Here is a 19,903-nt window from a genome sequence, read left to right as displayed (position 1 = left end):
GGTCGTCTGGATAGAAGTGCACAGCCAAGACGTCGTTGCCGGCTCGGTCAGACCTCTTCACAGGATCAAGATGAACCCTGGTTACTTTTTTGATCTCCTTTATGGGTGCGTACAGGTCCTTTACCGCCTCGTCCGCGTCATAGACTTGCCACTCGACCGTGAACTCCGTTCCCTTTAGCTTGTAGCAGCAGCTTATTCTTCCTTCGCCTGACCCTGGCGGCAGATCCCCGCCTCCACTGGCTCGATTCCCATATTTGTCACGGACCACAAACTCCGTCAGGTTGTACGGCGTGTAATTCATACCCTCCGCGCTCAACCCGCCATACACTGGCTCAGAAGAAAAGAAGTCGCAGCCCGCGAGAAAGACGGTTGCCAGGGCCGAAAAAAGGAAATGCCAGAACAACCTTGATAGGTTCATTCGTTTGTAGCCCATTGGCTTATCTCATCAATTCATTGTGCGTCGCGATGGCAAGCACGTATCAAGAACACTAGTCGAGGAATCCATACGGCAAACCCGTAACCGCTCAACTCTCCGCCACCTGTTTAATCACGTCACGAGTAAGTCCGCTCAAAGCCTCCCGATGCGATATCTCGCCGTTTCGCGCTCGTTGCAGACGCTCCTGAATCACCGGATGCTCGTCGAAACGAGGCGAAAGCACGATGCCCTTCGAGACGTAATTCAGGAAGTCGTCTTTCTCTCTTAGACGATAGCGGCTGGCTCGTTCGAGTTGCTCGGTGACAAGCAGGTACAGCGCGAAATCGCTCTTCTCGTCGAGCCTCACGCCATACATTTCGCGCAATTGCATCGCGAGTTTGTCCGCATGGCCAAGCGCAAATAATCGCGCGTGCTGATCCGACGACAAAAGTAATGGCGCATCCGCTCGCGCTGGCTTCGAAGCCCCATCGCTCCGCCAGACGATCTCGCCTTGATCGCGATCTCGAAACCAGATTTCCCTGCAGGGCGCGATAAAGCAATGTGCCTGCTCGTCGGTCCAGACGCTTCGAGTACGCGCGAGAATGCGGTTGTCGTAAAAGTGCAGAAAGTACTCGCGCTTGTCGGGTATCGCGTAACGCGTGTAATGTTTCAAATGCTCATCCAGCTCTGTCAACGAAAGAGGTGACCAGATCCAGGTGAGCGTGAATCCCGAGGCGCCTTCCATCCAGATGCGTCGAGCAAGTCGGCCCGCCAGCTCTTGCGGCTCGTCAAGCGCCAGGCGTTCGACATGAATCAAATACGGTGCGATATCCGTATAGGAGTCGAGCACGGAACCATGCCAAAGCGAAGTCCAAGCGAGGCCTTTTACTTTCGGCAATAGCTTGTCGATTCCCGGGCTGCCACGAGTATCCACGAGCAGATATAGATTGACGGATTGCTCGTGCATGAACGAATCGAATTGAGCCAGCAGCCGATGTCGCCATTGCTCCCAATCCATATCGGCATCTTGCGCGGAAGGTGTCGCGATCATGTTTTCCATCACGCCACCTCGGTCATTGCTTCGACGCCGCGGTGCGCATCCATCAGACACTGCTTGCACGGGCCAATCGGCATTTCGGGCATGGGGAGCGACAGATTGCCGGGGCCTGACCAGTTGAAGCTGCCGCACTTGAGCAGAATGCTGCCTGGTGCGCCCAGTTCGATGTTGCCGCCTTCAATCTTGATATAAGCTCCGCCGCTCGTGAGCGTGAGCGCGCCTTTCGACTGTGCCGTAACAGCGCCGTCGATGCTGTTGAAGTGCATGTCCTTCGACGCGGACAGCTCCATGCCGCCTGTGCGTGCATGAACCACGATGTCCTGCTTGGCAGCGGTCAGCCGCATGCCCTGAGACTGCGCAAAGAGTGACACCTGGCGACCTGCTGCCACCGTGAAATTGCGCATTACGCCGATATCGGCGTTGCCACCGGCAGTAGCAATCAAGTTTTGGTCTGCATTCAACTGCAGGTGTTCACCCGACGTGATCCCGATGCCCGAAGGGCCGCTCATGAGCACGACGGACTGTTTGAGCCCGTCGAGTGCGTCGCTAAAGAGCGCTTTCTGCTTCTGCAGGTCAGCGACTACGGCTTCGGCCGACTGCACAGCCTGGTTCAGCAACTCGATGCGCTCGATCGCGCGCTCCAACTGCTCTTGCGCCGCAGCCATGTCGAGTTGCGCGCCCGTAGCTTTCCTTCGCACTTCGGCCGTCAGCAGCAGACCCTTTCCGCCTCTCACCGCTATATGCTCATCCGAGCGTAACTCTGCGCCGCGACCGCGCTCCTTGCGCCCTTCGTCGACCATATGCCCGAGATTGAGCTCGCTGGTCTGATACGGCGTGGTCAGGTGGATATGCTCGACCCCCGCCTTGTCCTCCATGCGCAACTCATTCTCCGCAGCCGAGCGGATAATATTTCGCGTGTGATTGAGGTTATTGACGAGGTCCGGATTGAGGCTGTCATGCAACGCGCCTACGATGATTGGTCTGTTTGGATCTTGTGCCGTAAAAACCAGCGCCACCTCGGTTCCGTCGATCAGCGGCATGTGATGACCGTAGTTAGGTCCCGCATACGGCCGTGCCATCCGGATAGGGCGACTGCGTCCACCCGGACTCCACTCGTCCAAATCGAACGGCATCTTCGTGACATACAGGCCCTTCTCCGTGAGATAGCTGTACTTGTACTTGCCTGGAGAATCTATCCGCGCGGGAAGAGTTCCTGCGATCTTCGGTCGCTCAATCTTGTCGATGCTCGTGCGCCATCTCCGATCCGCGGGAATCGCCCGGAAAGCGCACCAATACGACGTACCGCGTCCACCTCCGCAGCGTACCGACGTGACAAAGAGACCATGCGGCGCGTCCTTCGGATTCACGTCCAGACGCATTACCTCACCTGCCTCGAGGGAGAACGGATTGCCTCGACCTGAATAGCTGATCTGCTCCGCCAGATGCGCCTCATGACGAATCAGCGCAATCGTCTTGCCTTCTTCTTGCGTCTTATAGTGTTCGCCCCAATGGTTGTCCACGCCATCAGTGGTTTTATCGGCAGGCGCGGCATTGGACTCGACTAGCAATGAGACATCCGCTTGCCGATGGTTGTAATCGTCGAGCTGAATTGCTTCGGGCACGCGCCGGGTGATCGTTTTGAGCGAACGAAGCGATTCCGCACCCGCGCTTTCCAAACCGGAATGAAGACGATAAGGAACGACGCGCTGTTTGCGCGCGTAGGCATCGAGATCGTCGCCGAAAATCATGGCGGTACCATTGGACTTCTGCTCGAAGCGAAACCACAGCCCTTCCTCTGCGCAAAGTCGCTGAATGAAGGCGAACGTCGTCTCGTGATATTGAGTCACGTACTCGCGGCGCTTGTATTTGCCGCGAAGCTTCATAAAATCGAAATCCACGCCAAAGCGATAGCCGTAGTGGCGCAATGTATCGGTGATGATTTCCACGACGGATTGCATCTGGAACAGCCTGCTTTTGCGGGCGCGGGCGAGATCCGCGATCCTGGGTACGAGCACGACGCGGTAACGCGTCTCGTCGGCGGACATTCCGAGTTGCTCAAAGCGGCAGATCATCCCGTGCGTGACGTACGACTTCGGCATCTTGCTAAAGTCCTTCCAGCGCTCACCGAACATTCTTTGCAGATACCCTTGATCGGGATCAACAGGATCGATGGTAAATGTCGCTGGTCGGCCGACGACTTGGTCCATTGGAATATCGGCGACCGGGCTCGTGAAATCTATCTGATATTCATAGAGCTCACTGACGCTCGCTTTGCCGGAAAATCTAAGCACGGAGACGGGAAAGGACTGCGGCTTGAGTTGTAGCGTATAGGCCTGACTTGGCAATACCATCGACATCTAAATACATCTCCTATGAATCTCTTTTGATGCGCACGACATTTCGATCCAGCGTTTCGGCATCCTGATCGCACTGCGTAGTTCTTTGCCCTGAGATCGACGAATCGCTAGTCGAACTCAATTCAGGCCAGTAAGGAATTGTTGCCGAAAAAATCGCTGCTCGTGCGCAGCCAATCTCTTCGCAATGCGATGCTCGACTATAAGAATTTCTGCAGATTCATCGACTTAACAAGCCATTTGGATATCGATGCAGTATTCTATTTTTAGGAGTTTTCTGATGACCCAAAGGGCTTTCTCGCTGATACATCGGCCACATCTTTACCGAGGCTGCAGTCAGTCACGCGCCCAAAGAAGGCCGCCGTCAGAGCTTCCACCGACGGCGGTCATGTGACTTCCTAACGCGATCCTCGCACGCGCGCCATAACAGGCAACACTCGTCTCACAACTTCGTCACCTGCAACATCGCATCAGCAAACTCCCTCGGCGCTTCCTGCGGAAAGTTGTGTCCGACACCCCCGCCCAGCGTGCGATGCACATACTTGCCCGTAAACTTCTTCGCATACGCAGCAGGTTCGGGATGCGGCGCGCCGTTGGCATCGCCTTCCAGCGTGATGGTGGGCACGGAGATGGTCGGGCCTGCCGCAAGACGCTGTTCGAGCGCGTCGTATTGCGCTTCGCCCTGTACAAGCCCGAGCCGCCAGCGATAGTTATGAATGACCACCGCGACATGGTCCGGGTTCTGGAACGATGCGGCCGAGCGTTCGTACGTGGCATCGTCGAAATTCCACTTCGGTGACGCAAGCTGCCAGATCAGCTTGTTGAAGGCATCGCGATTGGCCGCATAACCCAGCGCGCCACGCTCCGTCGAGAAATAGTACTGATACCACCACTGGAACTCCGCCTTGGGCGGCAGCGGCTTTTTGTTCGCCTCCTGACTGCCGATGAGATACCCGCTCACCGACACCAGCGCCTTCACGCGCTCCGGCCACAATGCAGCGATGCAATCTGCCGTGCGCGCACCCCAGTCGTAACCACCGAAGATGGCCTGCTCGATCTTGAGCGCATCCATGAGCGCGACGATATCCACCGCTGTCACGACCTGTTGACCGTTGCGCACGGTATCGGCGGAAAGGAAGCGCGTGGAGCCATAGCCACGCAGATACGGCACGATCACGCGATAACCGGCCGCGGCCAGAATAGGCGCAACCTCGGCATAGCTGTGGATGTCGTAAGGCCAGCCATGCAGCAGAAACACGACCGTGCCATTGGCGGGCCCGAGTTCCGCATAGCCGACGTTGAGCTTGCCCGCATCGATCTGCCTGATCGGGCCAAACGACGCGCCCGCGCTCGTCGCTCTAACAGTGGACGATTGCGCCTTCGCGAACGTGCTGAAGCCGAAGTCCGCAAGGGCGACGCTTGCAAGCGTCGTCCCAAGCATAAGACGACGCCGTTGATTGACGGGTTCTGACATACCAGACCTCCTTATCGATTGGTTCGGGGATTTTCGTGGGTCCACTTGAAGAGTGGCCTCGACGGTTTTATATCCCAGCCGATCAGGAGCGATGTATCTCAGTGTATCCGTCCATTCAATCTACACATCGCGATTCAAAAGCGCGGAATACTCAGCGCTTTTTGTAGTTTGCAAACACCTCTTTGCGGATGGAGCCATGCACGCCCCAGTTCGCATCGACAACCTGCGTCACGCCGAAATCCGCCGCCACGGACATGAGCGCGATGGCCTCGTCTTCGCTCAGTCCATGAACCGTCATCAGGAAGCGCCGCAGTTTGCGAAAGGCATCGCGCATGGCACGGTCGAGGCTCGCGTGTTGCGCGACTTCGAGTTGCGCGTTGGCGCCGAGTTCGGCGAGATAGTTCGGAAACGTAAAGCCATACACGGACCATTGCTGATCCGTTTCGAGCAGCGGATGCGTCAGTCCTTCGAGCAACGTGCCTTCGAGATCCGCCTGCTTGTGCAGGATGAATTCGAAGTCACCCGTGAGCGACGTTTCAATGGCCGTGCCGCCGAGTTCGCTGTCGCCTTGCGCCGCGTGCGGATCGCCGACTGAAAACAGCGCGCCCGCAACGGCCACCGGGTAATACATCTTCGAACCCTTGCCGATACGCCAGTCGTCGATATTGCCGCCGGTATAGCTCGGAGGAATCGAGCTGACATAGTCCGCTTCGGCGGGCGCCACGCCCATGGTGCCGAAATGCAGCCGCGCCGGCACGCGTATGTCGGGCAGGATGTTCTCGCGCTTCTTCACCAGCCGATGATCCACCTGCACGCCAGGATAATCGATGGTCGCATGCACGATGCCGTCCGGGTCGGTCTGCGGCGTCCACACATAGTTGTAGACGGCGCGCGCATACGGCTCGCCGGAAGTATCGAGTTCGAAGATCGTCACGACTTCGCGCGGCTTCGGCTCCTCGATCAGATCGTGATACTGAAAGCCCCACGACGCCGCCACGTTCGAGCCGAAGCATTTGCCCGCATGACACGCGTTGCAACTCGGGCGCGGCCGTACATCGAGGATGCGCACTTCGAGTACATCGCCGGGTTCGGCGCCTTCTATCTCGACAGGCCCGGTCAGCAGATGCACGCCGACGCCTTCGCCATCGCCCAGTTTGAACGGACCTTCTGTAGGGCCAGCGCCGCGCCGCGATACGCCCTTGTGCTCGCGCGTCCATTCGAACACGCTCTGCGCGCCGGGGTCGCCCGCGACCATGCGCTCGTGGTCGTCGTTGGCATGATGCGTCAGCGTTTCGATGGTGGCGCGGTCGCCCGACTTGAGCGTGAGACGCGGCTCTACCCGTTTGCTGAAGTATCCCCAATGCACGGTGGATGATGAAACGGGCAGCGTGTAATGCTTCATTGAATCGTCCTCGGCTTTAGGGTTTTAATGCACCGTTTCGAGCGTGCTGCCCGCGCCCATCACGTTGAGAAAGCGCGCAGTCAGCGGATGATGCGGATGCGTCAACACCTGATGCGCCGGCCCTTCCTCGACCACCGTTCCGCCGCTCAAGAACACCACGCGGTCGGCCACTTCATCGGCGAAGCGCAACTGATGCGTCGAGATGATCATGGTGAGGCCGTCGTCGAGCGCGAGACGGCGGATCACTTCGAGCACTTCGCCGACCAGTTCGGGATCGAGCGCGGATGTCGGCTCGTCGAGCAGCAGCACGCGCGGGTTCGGCGCAAGCGCACGCGCTATGGCCACACGCTGTTGCTGGCCACCCGACAGATGACGCGGCAAGGCATCCGCGCGATGCACGAGGCCCACGCGTTCGAGCAAGGCATCGGCGCGACGGTTGGCATCGGCGAGCGTTGCGCCGTGCACCCATACGAGCGGCAAGGCAATGTTCTCGCGCGCCGTCAGATGACTGAACAGATTGAATTGCTGAAACACCATGGCGACGCCGAGACTCGCACGTTCTCGCGCCAGCTCGCGCGGATTCATTCGCCGCCCGTCATCGCGAAAGCCGAGACGCCGGCCGCCCACGCGTATCTCGCCTTCGCTCCATTGCTCCAGATGATTGATGCAGCGAAGCAGCGTGCTCTTGCCCGAACCGCTCGGCCCGAGCAACGCGACGACTTCGCCGGAGCGGATGTCGAGGTCGAAGCCATTCAGCACGGCCTGTTCGCCGTAACGCTTGTGAACGCCACTGATCTGCACGGCCACGCCGTTGCGGGCCAGCGTGTCGTAGCGGCGCGCGCGTTCGGCGGCCGTGATCGGCGCGAAGACGGGCGGCAAGTCGCCGGGACTCGCGGGTTTCGGCGCGGGCGCGGGTTTGCGTCGTCCCCAGAAACCGCCACCCGTGCTCGCTCGATCCAGGTCGAGCGCTCGTTCGATCATCAACTGAATCGCTGCAATAGCGCCCGTGAGACACAGATACAAAAGCCCCGACGCGAAGAAGATCGAAAAGAAGTCGAACGTAGACGATGCAAGCTGCGTGCTACGCAAGGTCAGTTCGCCGACCGAGATCACCGACGCCAGCGACGAGTTCTTCAGTGCGCTGACCGTTTCGTTGCCAAGCGCGGGGATCATCGAACGAATCGCCTGTGGCGCGATGATTCTGCGCATCAGCACGCCCGGCGTCATGCCGAGCGCCTGCCCCGCGAGTGTTTGTCCGCGATCCACGCCGAGCACGCCCGAGCGGAATATCTCGGCGATGAACGGCGCTTCGTTCGCGGCGAGCGCGAGGCCCGCCGCGCCGATCGCGCTCAGTTTGATGCCGATATGCGGCAAGGCGTCGTAGGCGAACACCAGTTGCAGAATCAGCGGCGTGCCGCGAAAGATCACCGTGTAGCCGCGCGCGATCGCCGCGAGCGGCCCGATACGGCTCAGTTGCATGGCCGCGAGCACGAGTCCCAGCACGAGGCCGCCCGCGAGTCCCAGCAAGGTCACGGCGATCGTGAAGCGGATGCCGTCCAGAAGATACGGCAGGCCGAGATAGTGAAGGAACAGGTCCATGAGCCGATGCTTCCCGTGCTTACTTCGCGACGATCAATTGCGGCGCGGCTAGGTTCTCCACGCCGAGGCCCCACTTCTTGAGCAAGTCCGACTGTGCGCCGCTCTTCTGAATGGCGACGAGCGCGGCCATCACGGCATCGCGGAAATCAGGCTTGTCTTTCGGCACGCCGATACCCACGAAATACGGCAAGGTCACCGCCGTCGCTTTTTCGAGCTTGTCCGGATACGCCTTGACGGCCTGATCGACCGTGTTCACGTCGTTGATATACGTATCTGCGCGGCCGGCGAGAATGGCCTGGATGCAGTTGGCGTTGTTGTCGTAAAGCTGCACGGTGGCTTCCGGCTTGCCTGCCGCCTTGCATTGCGGCGCGAGCGCCTGAACCAGCGGCACTTCCACGTAGCCGGTGTTTTCAGCGGCGGTCGTGCCGCACATCGACGTGTTGATGCCGGTAATTTTCTTGGGGTTGCCCTTCGCGACGAGCACGCCGTCGAACACCTTCGAATACGTGATGAAATCGGCGGCTTTGGCGCGTTCCTCGGTTGCGTAGATGTCGGAGATGACGATGTCGGCCTGACCGCTCTGCAGCGTCGTGAGCAACGCGGCGAAGGTGACGGGCTTGTACGCCATCGTGAAGCCGAGACACTGCGCGATCATCTCGCCCAAGTCGATATCGAAGCCGACGTACTTGCTCGGATCGTTCGGATCGAGCGCTTCATAGCCCGGCGTGTGCGGATTGATCGCATTGGTGAGCGTCTTGCCCTTGAACTGTGGATACTTCGCCTGCAACGCGCTGCATTCGGCGGGCGATGCGGCGTGTGCTTGCCCCGCGAACGCGAACAGCGACGCGCACAAAGCGCCGAGCCACACGCGAGCTAAACGGCCCATGAGATTCCTTTGCATCGATACGCTCCTGGCGGCTCTTGACCGCTGATGACGATTGACTTGCGATGCCCCGAGCGTAGGCGACCGAAATCCCGCTAACTTGTCTGGCTGCGCACAACTGCTGGTCCTCACGTGCACGCTCGTCCAACAACCGCTTTCGCCGGTACCGCCGTGTCGCGCGCGAGTGCATGCATGCGCCGCGATGGCGCATGCATGCACTGTGGTTCGGCACGCCTTGCATCGCGTCGCCGCATGGCCGCGATGGCGCGGGAGTTGCTTTTCGAAAGCGCGTCTTTGCTGCTATTCGTGGAGTTTTCGCTTGAACCTGTCGCGCTTCACCACCGAGTCGTATCCCGAGTTCGAACGTCGACATGAATGGAAAGCGGCGCTCGCGCGCCTGGGGTGGCACGGCAAGATAGAAGGCGGCGAACGCGGTCTTCAAGGCACGCTGACGTCGCGTGTATCGGCGGGCGGCATCGAGTTCACGACGATCGCCTCGGCCGCGCAGACGCTCGAACTGAGCGCCGATCAAAGCGGCAGTCTCATGCTCGTATTGCTGATCGATGGCGACGCCACGCTCGTCGCCGACGGCCTGCGCGAACGCGTGAGCCCGCATGACATCGTGTATGCGGCATCGGGACAAAGCGCGTCGCTGATCTTCGCGGAGCGCTTTCGCGCCTTTATCGTGCGTTCGCCGAAGAGCGCGATCAACGCGCGCTTGCTCTCGCCGCTTTCGTTGCGCGTGGCGCTGCTGCCGGGCGCAACGGGCATGGGCCATATCTTCTCGGGCTTTTTGCGCTCGGTGGTCGAGAGCCTCGAGACCTTGAGCGCCGATGAATTGCGTCCCACCGAACTCGCGCTCGCGGAAATGCTCGTCGCGTGTCTTGCGGGACAGGAACGCAAGGGCTCGTTCAACGGACTCACGCCGTCGCAGGCGGCGCTATTCTCGCGGCTATGCCGCTTCATCGAAGCGAATCTCGCCGAATCGACGTTGAGCGTCGCCACGCTTGCAAAGGACGAGCGCGTGTCGCCACGCTATGTGCAGAAGCTTTTCGAACTCGCCGGACAGAGCTTTTCGACCTATGTGCGCTCACGCCGTCTTGAACGATGCCGCGCGGAACTGGCCGATCCGCTCTCCGAGAAAGTATCGATATCGGACATCTGCTTTCGCTGGGGCTTCAACGATCCCGCGCATTTCAGCCGCGTGTTTCGCGAACGTTACGGCGCGTCGCCGCGCACCTTCAGGCAAGAGGCGAGCCTTGAAATAGCGCGTCATCTGGTGCGAAGTCTCTCGCGCGGCTTGCCGGTCAATGCGGCGAGCCTGATCGCGCAGGCGCGTCAGGATCATGCGGGCGATACGCTCGTCGCCGTGCGTGAAGAACTCGATGCCGTGCATATCGAACTTCGGCTCGGACGCGACAAGCCGCGCCATCATCTGCTGCGCGCAACGGCAAATACCGTGCATTGGGGTTATTTCAGCCACGATCTGAAGCCCGTGCTCGAAGTACAAAGTGGCGACACCGTGACCGTGGAAGCGCTCACGCAACATGCCGCGGATGATTGGGATCGTATGATCGCGGGCGATCCCGGCGCCGAGAGCGTGTTCCACTGGACCGCCGAGCGCAAGAACGTGGACCGGCGCGGCGCGGGACCGATGAACGCATCGATCTACGGACGCGGCGCGGGCGAAGGGTTCGGCGTGCATATCTGCACGGGACCGATTGCCGTCACGGGCGCGGAGGCGGGGGACGTGCTCGAAGTGCGGATCGTCGATATTCATCCGCGCCGCTGCGCGAACCCGAAATATCATGGCCGCGCATTTGGCAGCAACGCCGCCGCGTGGTGGGGCTTTCACTATCGCGAGCTCTTGACCGAACCCAAGCCTCGCGAAGTCGTGACGATCTACGAGCTTCATACGGATACCGAACGCGTCGACACAAGCGCCTATGCGCGCGCCGTCTACAACTATCGCTGGACGCCGCAACGCGATCCGTTCGGCGTGATGCATCCGATCATCGATTATCCCGGCGTGCCTGTCGATCATTCGACCGTCGTCGAAAATCACAACGTGCTGAAGAACGTCACCATTCCGGTGCGGCCGCATTTCGGCGTGATCGGCGTCGCGCCTCGCCAGAACGGTCTGATCGATTCGATCCCGCCTTCGGCCTTCGGCGGCAATCTCGACAACTGGCGCGTGGGACCGGGTGCAAGCGTGTTTCTGCCAGTGGGCGTGGCGGGCGCGCTGCTTTCCATCGGCGACCCGCATGCGTCGCAAGGAGACTCCGAGTTGTGCGGCACGGCTATCGAATGCTCGCTTACGGGCGACTTCGAACTGATCCTGCACAAGAAGCACACGCTCGCCTCACAGCCCTTTGCGGACCTCACGTATCCGCTCGTCGAAACCGCCGACGAATGGGTGTTGCACGGCTTCAGCCACGCCGACTATCTCGCGGAATTCGGCACCAGCGCGCAGAGCGAGGTCTATCAGAAGTCCACGCTCGATCAGGCCATGCGCGACGCCTTCATCAAGACGCGCCGCTTTCTCATGTCGACCAAGGGACTGAGCGAAGACGAAGCGATCTCGTTGATGTCGGTGGCCGTGGACTTCGGCGTGACGCAAGTGGTCGATGGCAACTGGGGCGTGCACGCGATCATCCGCAAGGCGCTTTTCACGGATTAGCGCTTATATATGGAGCGCCATCGTTACTGAACCGCCTCGGGCTCCTCGATCGCCCGCGTCAACAATTCGACGAACGCCACCACCGCTTGCGGCAAGGTGCGTCCCGCCATCGTCTGAATCTGCAAGGTGCGCTGATGCAGTTCGGGATTGCTGATGGGCACGGCCGCCATATCGTCACGCTGCAAACGGCTGCGCACGGTGAGGTAGCCGGTCAGCGTGATGGCGTCGGTGCGTTGCACGAAACTCTGCAAGGCCATGTGATAGTTCGCGATGAACACCGGCTCGAAGACGAGCCCTTCGAGACTGCACGAGATATCGAATAACTGACGCAGCGTCACGCCCTGATTGTGCATGGCCATCGGCCATTCGTGGAGATCGGCGAGCGAAACCGACTCGCGTTTCGCCAGCGGATGACCGCCGCGCATCAATGCGAACACCGGCGCGCGCTGCGCATAATGCACGTGCACGTCCTTTTCGGGCGCGACGCTGAAGCACACCGCGACATCGTGCGTGCCTTCGCGCACGCGCTGTGTGGCGACCGATGGCGGCGAGACATCGAGTTGAAACTGCGCACGCGGATGCGTCTCCAGAAACCGCGCAAAGGCTTGCGGCAAGAAATCCGGCGCCACGCCTTCGGACGCGGCGACGCGTATCGTCACGCGGCCGCCCGCGCTCAAATCGCGTATTTCATCGATCACGCGCTCGTTTTCCAGATGACTGCGGCGCGCATGATTGGCGAGCAAGCGCCCGGCATCGGTCAAGACCATGCCGCGCGGACGCCGTTCGAATAGTGGTGTGCCCATCTGCTCTTCGAGCTTCGCCATCTGCCTGCTCAATGCCGACACCGCCACGAACAGCCGCTCCGATGCCTTGCTAAGCGAGCCGCTTCGCGCGATTTCGAGGAAGTAACGCAACGCCGTCTCGTCCATTTTGCCTTCTCGTTCCGCTCCGGGATAACCCTCGATTTGCCTTTTAGGCAAGGGTTCTTGAGAAATATTGTAATTGTCCAGAAATATCGGCGGCGGCAGCATGGGTCACGATTAAAGGGAGAACGACGTGACCCGCGATACCGCCATCCAGCTTGCCACTCAGTGTTATGAGTCCGGCGCGTTCCTCGAAGACCTGCAGCGACGCGTCGGTCTGCGCACCGATAGTCAGGAAGCCGACAGTGGCGCGCGCCTCTTCGCTTACCTCGAAGAAGAACTCACGCCCACGCTCGAGGAATGGGGCTTCGCGTGCCGCATCGTCGAGAATCCGGTGGCGGGCGCGGGGCCATTCCTCATCGCGCATCGCCATGAAGCCGCGGACTTGCCGACGGTGCTTGGCTACGGTCACGGCGATGTCGTACGCGGCTACGACGCGCAATGGTCCGAAGGCCGGTCGCCGTGGCGCGTGACGGTGGAAGGCGAACGCTGGTACGGCCGCGGCACCGCCGACAACAAGGGCCAGCACAGCATCAATCTCGCGGCGCTGAAGACCGTGCTCGACGCGCGCGAGGGCAAGCTCGGCTTCAATCTGAAGCTGCTGTTCGAGACCGGCGAGGAAGTCGGTTCACCCGGCCTGCATGCCGTGTGTCTCAAGTTGCGCGATGAACTGGCGGCGGACGTGTTGATTGCATCCGACGGACCGCGCCTCGCCGCCAACCGCCCGACGCTCTTTCTCGGATCGCGCGGCGTCATCAATTTCCGTCTCGATGTGAAGCTGCGCGATGGCGCGCATCATTCGGGCAACTGGGGCGGCCTCTTGCGCAATCCGGCCGTGGTGCTGGCAAACGCCATTGCATCCATGGTCGATGAGAACGGCAAGATCGTCATCGAAGGATTGCGGCCGCCGCCGGTGCCGGAATCGGTGCGGCGCGCGCTGGAGGGGATCGTCGTGGGCGGCAATCCCGGCGAACCGGAAGTCGATGCCGACTATGGCGAGCCGGGTCTCACGCCCGCCGAACGCGTGTTCGGCTGGAACAATATCGAAGTGCTGGCGTTTCGCGCGGGCAATCCCGAGAAGCCGGTCAACGCCATTCCGCCGCATGCGTTCGCGCACATGCAGATTCGCTTCGTCGTCGGCACGAACTGGCGCGAGCTTGCCAGGATCGTGCGTGACCATCTCGATGCGCACGATTTCACCATGGTCGATATCGAAGTGGAACGCGGCATGCCCGCCACGCGCGTCGATCCTGACAACGCGTGGGTGCAGTGGTCGATCCGTTCGCTGACGCAGACGACTGGCAGCGCGCCCGTGCTCTTGCCGAACCTCGGCGGCACGCTCCCCAACGACGTATTCGCCGATGTGCTCGGCATGCCGACCATCTGGGTGCCGCATTCGTATCCCGGATGCTCGCAGCATGCGCCGGACGAACACATGCTCGCGCCGGTGGTGCGCGAAGGCTTGCGCATCATGGCGGGTCTTTACTGGGACCTCGGCGCGCGCGATGGCAACGTAGCGCCTCGGTCGAACGGAGAAGCACGCCATGAGCACTGATTCCGTCACGATATCCCCCGCGCGCGATGAGCCGGCGAAGCATCGCAACGTGGCGCGTCTGATCGTCGCCACGTCTATAGGCAATGCGCTCGAGTTCTACGATCTCGTCGTCTATGGCTACTTCGCAGGCGTATTGTCGAAGCTGTTTTTTCCCACGCAGGATCACACCGTCTCGCTGCTGCTCACCCTCGGCACCTTCGCGCTGTCGTATCTCGCGCGGCCCGTCGGTGCGCTCGTGCTCGGCTCGTATAGCGACCGGCATGGCCGCAAGGCGTCGCTTACGCTGTCCATCGCGATGATGACCGTCGGCACGGCCATGGTCGCGCTCATGCCTTCGTATGCAAGCATCGGCATTGCGGCGCCCATTCTGATCTTCTTGTCGCGTTTGTTGCAGGGCTTTTCGGCGGGCGGCGAGTTCGGCAGTTCGACGGCATTTCTCGTCGAACATGCGCCCGAGCGCAGCGGCTTCATGTCGAGCTGGCAGTTTTCGAGTCAAGGCGCGAGCACGCTGCTCGCGTCGCTCTTTGGTGCCGTGCTGACGAGCACGCTCACGCCTGCGCAGCTCGAAGGCTGGGGATGGCGCATTCCGTTTCTCTTCGGCGTGTTGATCGGACCGATCGGGCTGTATATTCGCCGACGCATGGACGAAACGCCGGAGTTCGAGCAGGCCGAGAAAGTGGCGTCGCCCGTGCGCGAGTTGCTCAAGACGCAGAAGGAACGCTTGCTCATCTCCATCGGCTCGCTCGTGCTCACGACCACGGCCAACTACATGCTGCTTTATATGCCGACGTACGCGACGCGGCAGTTGGGCTTGTCGCCGTCGTCGGGCTTCATCGCCACGTTGACGGCGGGCTTCATCATGATGGTGCTCGTGCCGGTGGTGGGACACCTGTCGGACAAATTCGGGCGCATTCGCATCATGCAGGTGACGGGCGTCGTGTTCTTTCTGACCGTTTATCCGGCGTTCATGCTCATGAATGCGCATCCTTCGTTGCCGACCTTGCTCGCCGCGGTGATCTGGGTCGCGTTACTCAAGGCCACCTACTTCGCGCCGATTCCGGCATTGATGGCCGAACTCTTTCCGACCGCCACGCGCACCACGGGCATGGCCTTCGGCTACAACATCGGCACGACCATTTTCGGCGGCTTCACGCCGCTCGCGGTGGCTTCGTTGATCGCGGTCACGGGCAACAACCTTGCGCCGGGACTGTATCTGATGATCGCTGCGGTCGTGAGCCTCTTTACGCTCGTGTGGGCGCGCATGCGGATCAAGTTGCGCTAAAGCCTTTGCCAGGAACTTTGAAAATGAACGAGACATTGAAGCGTGCGATTCAGTTTTCCATCGATCATGAATCGAAGTGGGACCGGAACGTCGATGGCAACTGGGGCGTGCATATCAACGATCCCGCGCCGTGGAACAAGCTGCTTGGACCGGTACATGATCGTGGTCCGGTGTCGGGCGCGATTGCGCTCGATGGCCACGTGATCACCACGTGGGGCGAGCCGGATCGCGCGGACCTTACCTTCAGCATTGCGAAGACGTACCTCGCCTTGCTTGCGGGCGTGGCGCACGACCGCGGCTTGCTGCCCGATGTCGATGAACCCGTGCGCGAGCGCGTGCCCGGTATCGGCTTCGACGACGCGCATAACGCCCCGGTTACGTGGGCGCAATTGCTGCAGCAGACGAGCGAATGGCAAGGCGAGTTCTTCGGGCTTTCGGATCAGGCGGATCATTATCGCGCGGTGACATTTGGCGAGCCGCCCGCAGGCAAGAAAGGCGACTTGCGGCCGTTGCAGATGCCTGGCACCTTTTGGGAATACAACGACGTGCGGATCAACCAGTTATCGCTTGCGTTGATGCATCTGTTTCGTCGGCCGCTGCCCGAAGTGTTTCGTGAAGCGATTGCCGAGCCTTGCGGCATGAGCGATGGCTGGCAATGGGTGGGTTACGACCATGCGTGGACCGAGATCGATGGACGGCGCATGCAGTCCGTTCCCGGTGGGACGCATTGGGGCGGCGGCATGTCGGTCAGTGCCAACGACCAGTTGAAGATCGCGCGGATGTTGCTGGACGAAGGTCTGGTTTCCGGGCGGCGGGTGCTGTCCCGCGAGTGGATCGAGAAAATGCGCACGCCTTGTGATATCGCGCCGTTTTATGGGTTTCTTGTCTGGCTCAATACGGGGCGGAAGATGTTTCCCTCGGTGCCGGAGTCGAGCTATTTTGGCGTGGGCGCGGGAAGTTCGTTCATGTGGATCGAACCTTCCACGCGGCTGGCGGTTATCGTGAGGTGGCTGGATTCGGCGTTTGCCGGGGAGTTTTTTGGGTTGGTGTTCGATGGCGTCAAGAGGATGACGCGTTGAAAGCTTGAGCTTCTTTCCGGCCGACACGACAAGTTGGCCGTCCTCTCATTTCGGGCTTTCGATAAATCTCCCAAGCGCGTACCTAGCGTGCACTAAAAAGGCCCCTGAATCGCCTCTGCTAAATGCCCCACATCGCAACATCAGCAATTCCGACCGAGTAGAACTTCCCGCAATTTCGACCCTTTATTTAAGCGCTCAAACGCAATGTGTCCGAGTACACATACGCGAGTATTTCCATTCGTGCGATGAACGTTCGACGCTGATTTGACCTGCTAAGCTTTGTTTCAATGGCATGACCAATACGCGAACGCGAAGCGGCTCGATCACGCTTCCCGGCACGTACGTCATTGGCCATTCGAACGGCGGGTCAGAGCCATAGAGCTCGATACGGGGATCATCAAAGTGTGGACAAGGTCAAGTTCGGCAGGTCACAAAACGATGCCCGATCGTGTGCGTTCCGGCATTCGTGCATGCACCCCGTCGTTGACTCGTCGCGCCCTGCTCGGTGACATCGCGGCGCTTGCTCTCGGTGCAGCGTCCCCCTTCGCCTTCGCTCAACATGATGCGGTGGGACTCGTCACGCCGCCGCTTCGCCTTGACGATATCGTGCTCGTCGATCAGACCGGCAAGACGCGTCGCTTGAACGAAGTGTTGCGTCACGGCGTGACTGCGTTGCAGACGGTCTACACCGGTTGCGGCACGGTATGTCCTTTGCAGGGCGCGCTATTCAGCGCGGTACAGAAACGCATGACGAGCATCCGTACTCGTCATGCGGTGCAGTTGCTATCGATTGGAATCAATCCGCTTTCCGATTCACCTCAGGCATTGCACGCATGGCTCGCCCAGTTCGAGGCGGGTCCTTCGTGGATCGCAGCGACTCCGACGCTTGCGGATGTCGACAAGATGCGCGTGGCGCTGTCGGGCAGCAAGGCATCGGCAAGTGAAATCGCAGACCATTCGACGCAGGTCTATTGCTTCGATGCCAATGCGATGTTGCGCTGGAGAAGCGCCGATCTTCCACGCGTGAACGATGTCTGCGATGTGCTCGGCGCGCTTGCACTGACATAGCTATTCGACTTATCCACGGGGAGCAGGACCATGCCACGAATCCTTTCGGCCGGGAGCGTGTTGCTTGACGTCGCCCGCCATGCGCGCGTCGTCTTGCTGCTGGCGTTGGCGCTAACGTTAGCGAGTGTTTCGCACCAAGTCCGCGCGCAGACATCGGCGCCCATCACGCTAAGCGGCACCAGCATGTGCGCCGACGTGAGCGGCGAATCCAAAACACCGAACGCGCCAGTCATTACATGGCCCTGCACCGGCGGCGCGAATCAGCAATGGAAGCCGGTTGCTACAGGTACGCGCTACAACCTCATCAATCTCAATAGCGGTCTATGCATGGACGTGTCGGGTCAAAGTCCCGATCCCGGCGGTCCTATCATTCAATGGACCTGTAGTGGCGGCACGAATCAGGCGTTTTCGTTGATCCCGCAAGGCGGAGGTTACGCGATCGTCGCGGGACACAGCGGCTTGTGCGTGACCGCGTCGAGTACGACTTCGCAAGGCGTGCAACTGACGCAGCAGGTGTGTAACGCAAGCGCCACGCAAACATGGAAAGTCAGCGGCTTGCCCGCGCCGCAAGCTGCGTTGCCTTCGAAATGGACGGCGCCCATCACGTTGCCGCTCGTGCCGCTCCAAGCCGCGAATCTTCCCGATGGAACCGTGCTGGTCTGGTCGGCCGACAGCGCCCTCAACTTCACCTCTGGCGAAGTCACGCCCGGCAAGACGTACACGGCGATCTTCAATCCATCGACCGGCACGAGCAAACAAATGATCGTGACCAACACCGGGCACGACATGTTCTGTCCGGGTATCGCCAATCTTCCCGATGGCCGCATCTTCGTGACGGGCGGATCGAGCACGAAAAAGACCAGCATCTATTCGCCTACGACCGGCACATGGACGTCGAGCAATCAGATGAACATTTCGCGCGGCTATCAGGGCAGCGTGACCTTGAGCAACGGTAACGTGTTTCTAGTGGGCGGCTCGTGGAATGGCGGGCTCGGTGGAAAGACGGGCGAAACGTGGACCTCGGGCTCGGGCTGGCAAGTCAACGGCGCCATTCTCGACGACTACATCCTGACGAACGACGCTGCGGGCGTGTTCCGCGCCGACAACCACGCGTGGCTCTTCGCGGTCGCCAACGGACGCGTGTTTCATGCGGGCCCGAGCCGCGCCATGCACTGGTTCGAGACGGCGGGCAACGGCAGCGTCACCGCAGCCGGCAACCGGGGCAGCGACAATGACGCGATGAACGGCAACGCGGTCATGTACGACGTCGGCAAGATACTTGCCGTGGGTGGCGCGCCGAGCTACGACCAATCGACGGCCACCTCCAATGCGACGCTGATCGACATCAGCAGCGGAACGGCGATCACGCGCACCATCGCACCGATGAGCTATCAGCGCGCGTTCAACAACAGCGTCGTGTTGCCGAATGGGCAGGTCGTCGTGATCGGCGGTCAGACCTTTGCCGTGCCGTTTTCGGACGACAACGCGATCCTCACGCCCGAGTTGTGGGACCCGACCACGAATGCGTTTTCGCGGCTCGCGCCACAGGCTGTACCGCGCACTTATCACAGCATGGCGCTGCTGCTGAACGATGGACGCGTGCTCAGCGGCGGCGGCGGATTGTGCGGCTCGTGCGCCACGAATCACACGAATGTCGAGATATTGACGCCACCTTATCTTCTCAACGCGGACGGGTCCGCCGCAACCAGACCGACCATGAGTTCCGCGCCGACCGATGCGTTGCTCGGCACGACCATCGTCGTATCGGCGACCAAGGGCATGACAGCATTTGCGCTGATGCGCTCATCATCGGCCACGCATTCGGTGAACAACGAACAGCGACGCGTGCCGCTGACGTTCACGGTGGGCACCGCTGGCGAGTACAAGTTGAAGATTCCGTCCGATCCGGGCATCGTCGTGCCCGGCTATTACATGCTTTTCGCGCTGAACGCGAAGGGCGTGCCGAGCCTCTCGCGTACCATGCGCGTGCATTGATGGCGCATCGCTTGGTCGGCCTCGCGCTCGTTGCGATGGTAACGGTTGCCCATGCCGCATGTGAACCGCGCGACCTGGGCTGCGCGATTTTCGACGGAGAGCATCCGCTGTCGGCGCATTTGCGTGATGACGATCGC

General features: G+C 60.6%; 14 protein-coding genes. 6 read left to right on the top strand and 8 right to left on the bottom strand.

The features are described from left to right. The 7 genes from NCT03_RS31765 to NCT03_RS31730 form a co-directional block, all read right to left on the bottom strand. On the bottom strand, positions 1-418 hold a 418-nt coding region (locus NCT03_RS31765), incomplete at its 3' end, for a DUF3304 domain-containing protein (RefSeq protein ID WP_502800450.1). 106 nt (positions 419-524) lie between these two features. Then, complete coding sequence (locus NCT03_RS31760; protein WP_250495331.1) at positions 525-1,433, bottom strand: DUF4123 domain-containing protein; 909 nt, start codon at positions 1,431-1,433, stop codon at positions 525-527. 41 nt (positions 1,434-1,474) lie between these two features. Then, positions 1,475-3,829 carry a type VI secretion system Vgr family protein gene (locus NCT03_RS31755; RefSeq protein ID WP_250495329.1) on the bottom strand — a complete coding sequence of 785 codons (2,355 nt, stop codon included), beginning with the start codon at positions 3,827-3,829 and terminating at the stop codon, positions 1,475-1,477. 439 nt (positions 3,830-4,268) lie between these two features. Continuing rightward, complete coding sequence (locus NCT03_RS31750) at positions 4,269-5,300, bottom strand: alpha/beta fold hydrolase (RefSeq protein WP_250468052.1); 1,032 nt, start codon at positions 5,298-5,300, stop codon at positions 4,269-4,271. A 151-nt stretch (positions 5,301-5,451) separates the two neighbouring features. After that, positions 5,452-6,702: an acetamidase/formamidase family protein gene (locus NCT03_RS31745; RefSeq protein WP_244831831.1), complete on the bottom strand. Its 1,251-nt coding sequence runs from the start codon at positions 6,700-6,702 to the stop codon at positions 5,452-5,454. Positions 6,703-6,726: 24 nt separating this feature from the next. Beyond that, the gene (locus tag NCT03_RS33945; protein WP_284503553.1) at positions 6,727-8,301 is read right to left on the bottom strand and encodes an amino acid ABC transporter permease/ATP-binding protein; all 1,575 of its coding nucleotides are present in this window, start codon (positions 8,299-8,301) and stop codon (positions 6,727-6,729) included. A gap of 19 nt (positions 8,302-8,320) precedes the next feature. Beyond that, entirely contained in the window at positions 8,321-9,202 is an 882-nt protein-coding gene (locus NCT03_RS31730) for an ABC transporter substrate-binding protein (RefSeq protein ID WP_244831832.1), read from the bottom strand. A 301-nt stretch (positions 9,203-9,503) separates the two neighbouring features. Here NCT03_RS31730 and NCT03_RS31725 point away from each other — a divergent pair, with 301 nt between their 5' ends. Next, complete coding sequence (locus NCT03_RS31725; RefSeq protein WP_250495328.1) at positions 9,504-11,864, top strand: acetamidase/formamidase family protein; 2,361 nt, start codon at positions 9,504-9,506, stop codon at positions 11,862-11,864. 23 nt (positions 11,865-11,887) lie between these two features. Here NCT03_RS31725 and NCT03_RS31720 read toward each other — a convergent pair whose 3' ends face one another. Then, a complete protein-coding gene (locus NCT03_RS31720) occupies positions 11,888-12,793 on the bottom strand; it encodes a LysR family transcriptional regulator (protein ID WP_244831834.1) in 906 nt (301 codons plus the stop codon). Positions 12,794-12,920: 127 nt separating this feature from the next. Between NCT03_RS31720 and NCT03_RS31715 the strand changes: the two genes are divergently transcribed. From NCT03_RS31715 to NCT03_RS31695, 5 genes are all read left to right on the top strand, one after another. Beyond that, positions 12,921-14,342: a M20 family metallopeptidase gene (locus tag NCT03_RS31715; RefSeq protein ID WP_250495327.1), complete on the top strand. Its 1,422-nt coding sequence runs from the start codon at positions 12,921-12,923 to the stop codon at positions 14,340-14,342. Then, complete coding sequence (locus NCT03_RS31710) at positions 14,332-15,624, top strand: MFS transporter (RefSeq protein WP_244831836.1); 1,293 nt, start codon at positions 14,332-14,334, stop codon at positions 15,622-15,624. The genes NCT03_RS31715 and NCT03_RS31710 overlap by 11 nt, the downstream gene beginning before the upstream one ends. 23 nt (positions 15,625-15,647) lie before the next feature. Further along, on the top strand, positions 15,648-16,703 hold the full coding sequence (locus NCT03_RS31705) for a serine hydrolase domain-containing protein (RefSeq protein ID WP_250495326.1): 1,056 nt from the start codon (positions 15,648-15,650) through the stop codon (positions 16,701-16,703). A 438-nt stretch (positions 16,704-17,141) separates the two neighbouring features. After that, positions 17,142-17,771 carry an SCO family protein gene (locus NCT03_RS31700; RefSeq protein WP_250495325.1) on the top strand — a complete coding sequence of 210 codons (630 nt, stop codon included), beginning with the start codon at positions 17,142-17,144 and terminating at the stop codon, positions 17,769-17,771. Between the two features lie 30 nt (positions 17,772-17,801). After that, entirely contained in the window at positions 17,802-19,766 is a 1,965-nt protein-coding gene (locus NCT03_RS31695; RefSeq protein ID WP_250495324.1) for an RICIN domain-containing protein, read from the top strand. Positions 19,767-19,903: the final 137 nt, after the last annotated feature.

The sequence above is a fragment of the Caballeronia sp. GAWG1-1 genome (genome assembly GCF_023631465.1).
Taxonomy (GTDB): Bacteria; Pseudomonadota; Gammaproteobacteria; order Burkholderiales; family Burkholderiaceae; genus Caballeronia.
This window is presented reverse-complemented; position numbering and strand designations above follow the sequence as displayed.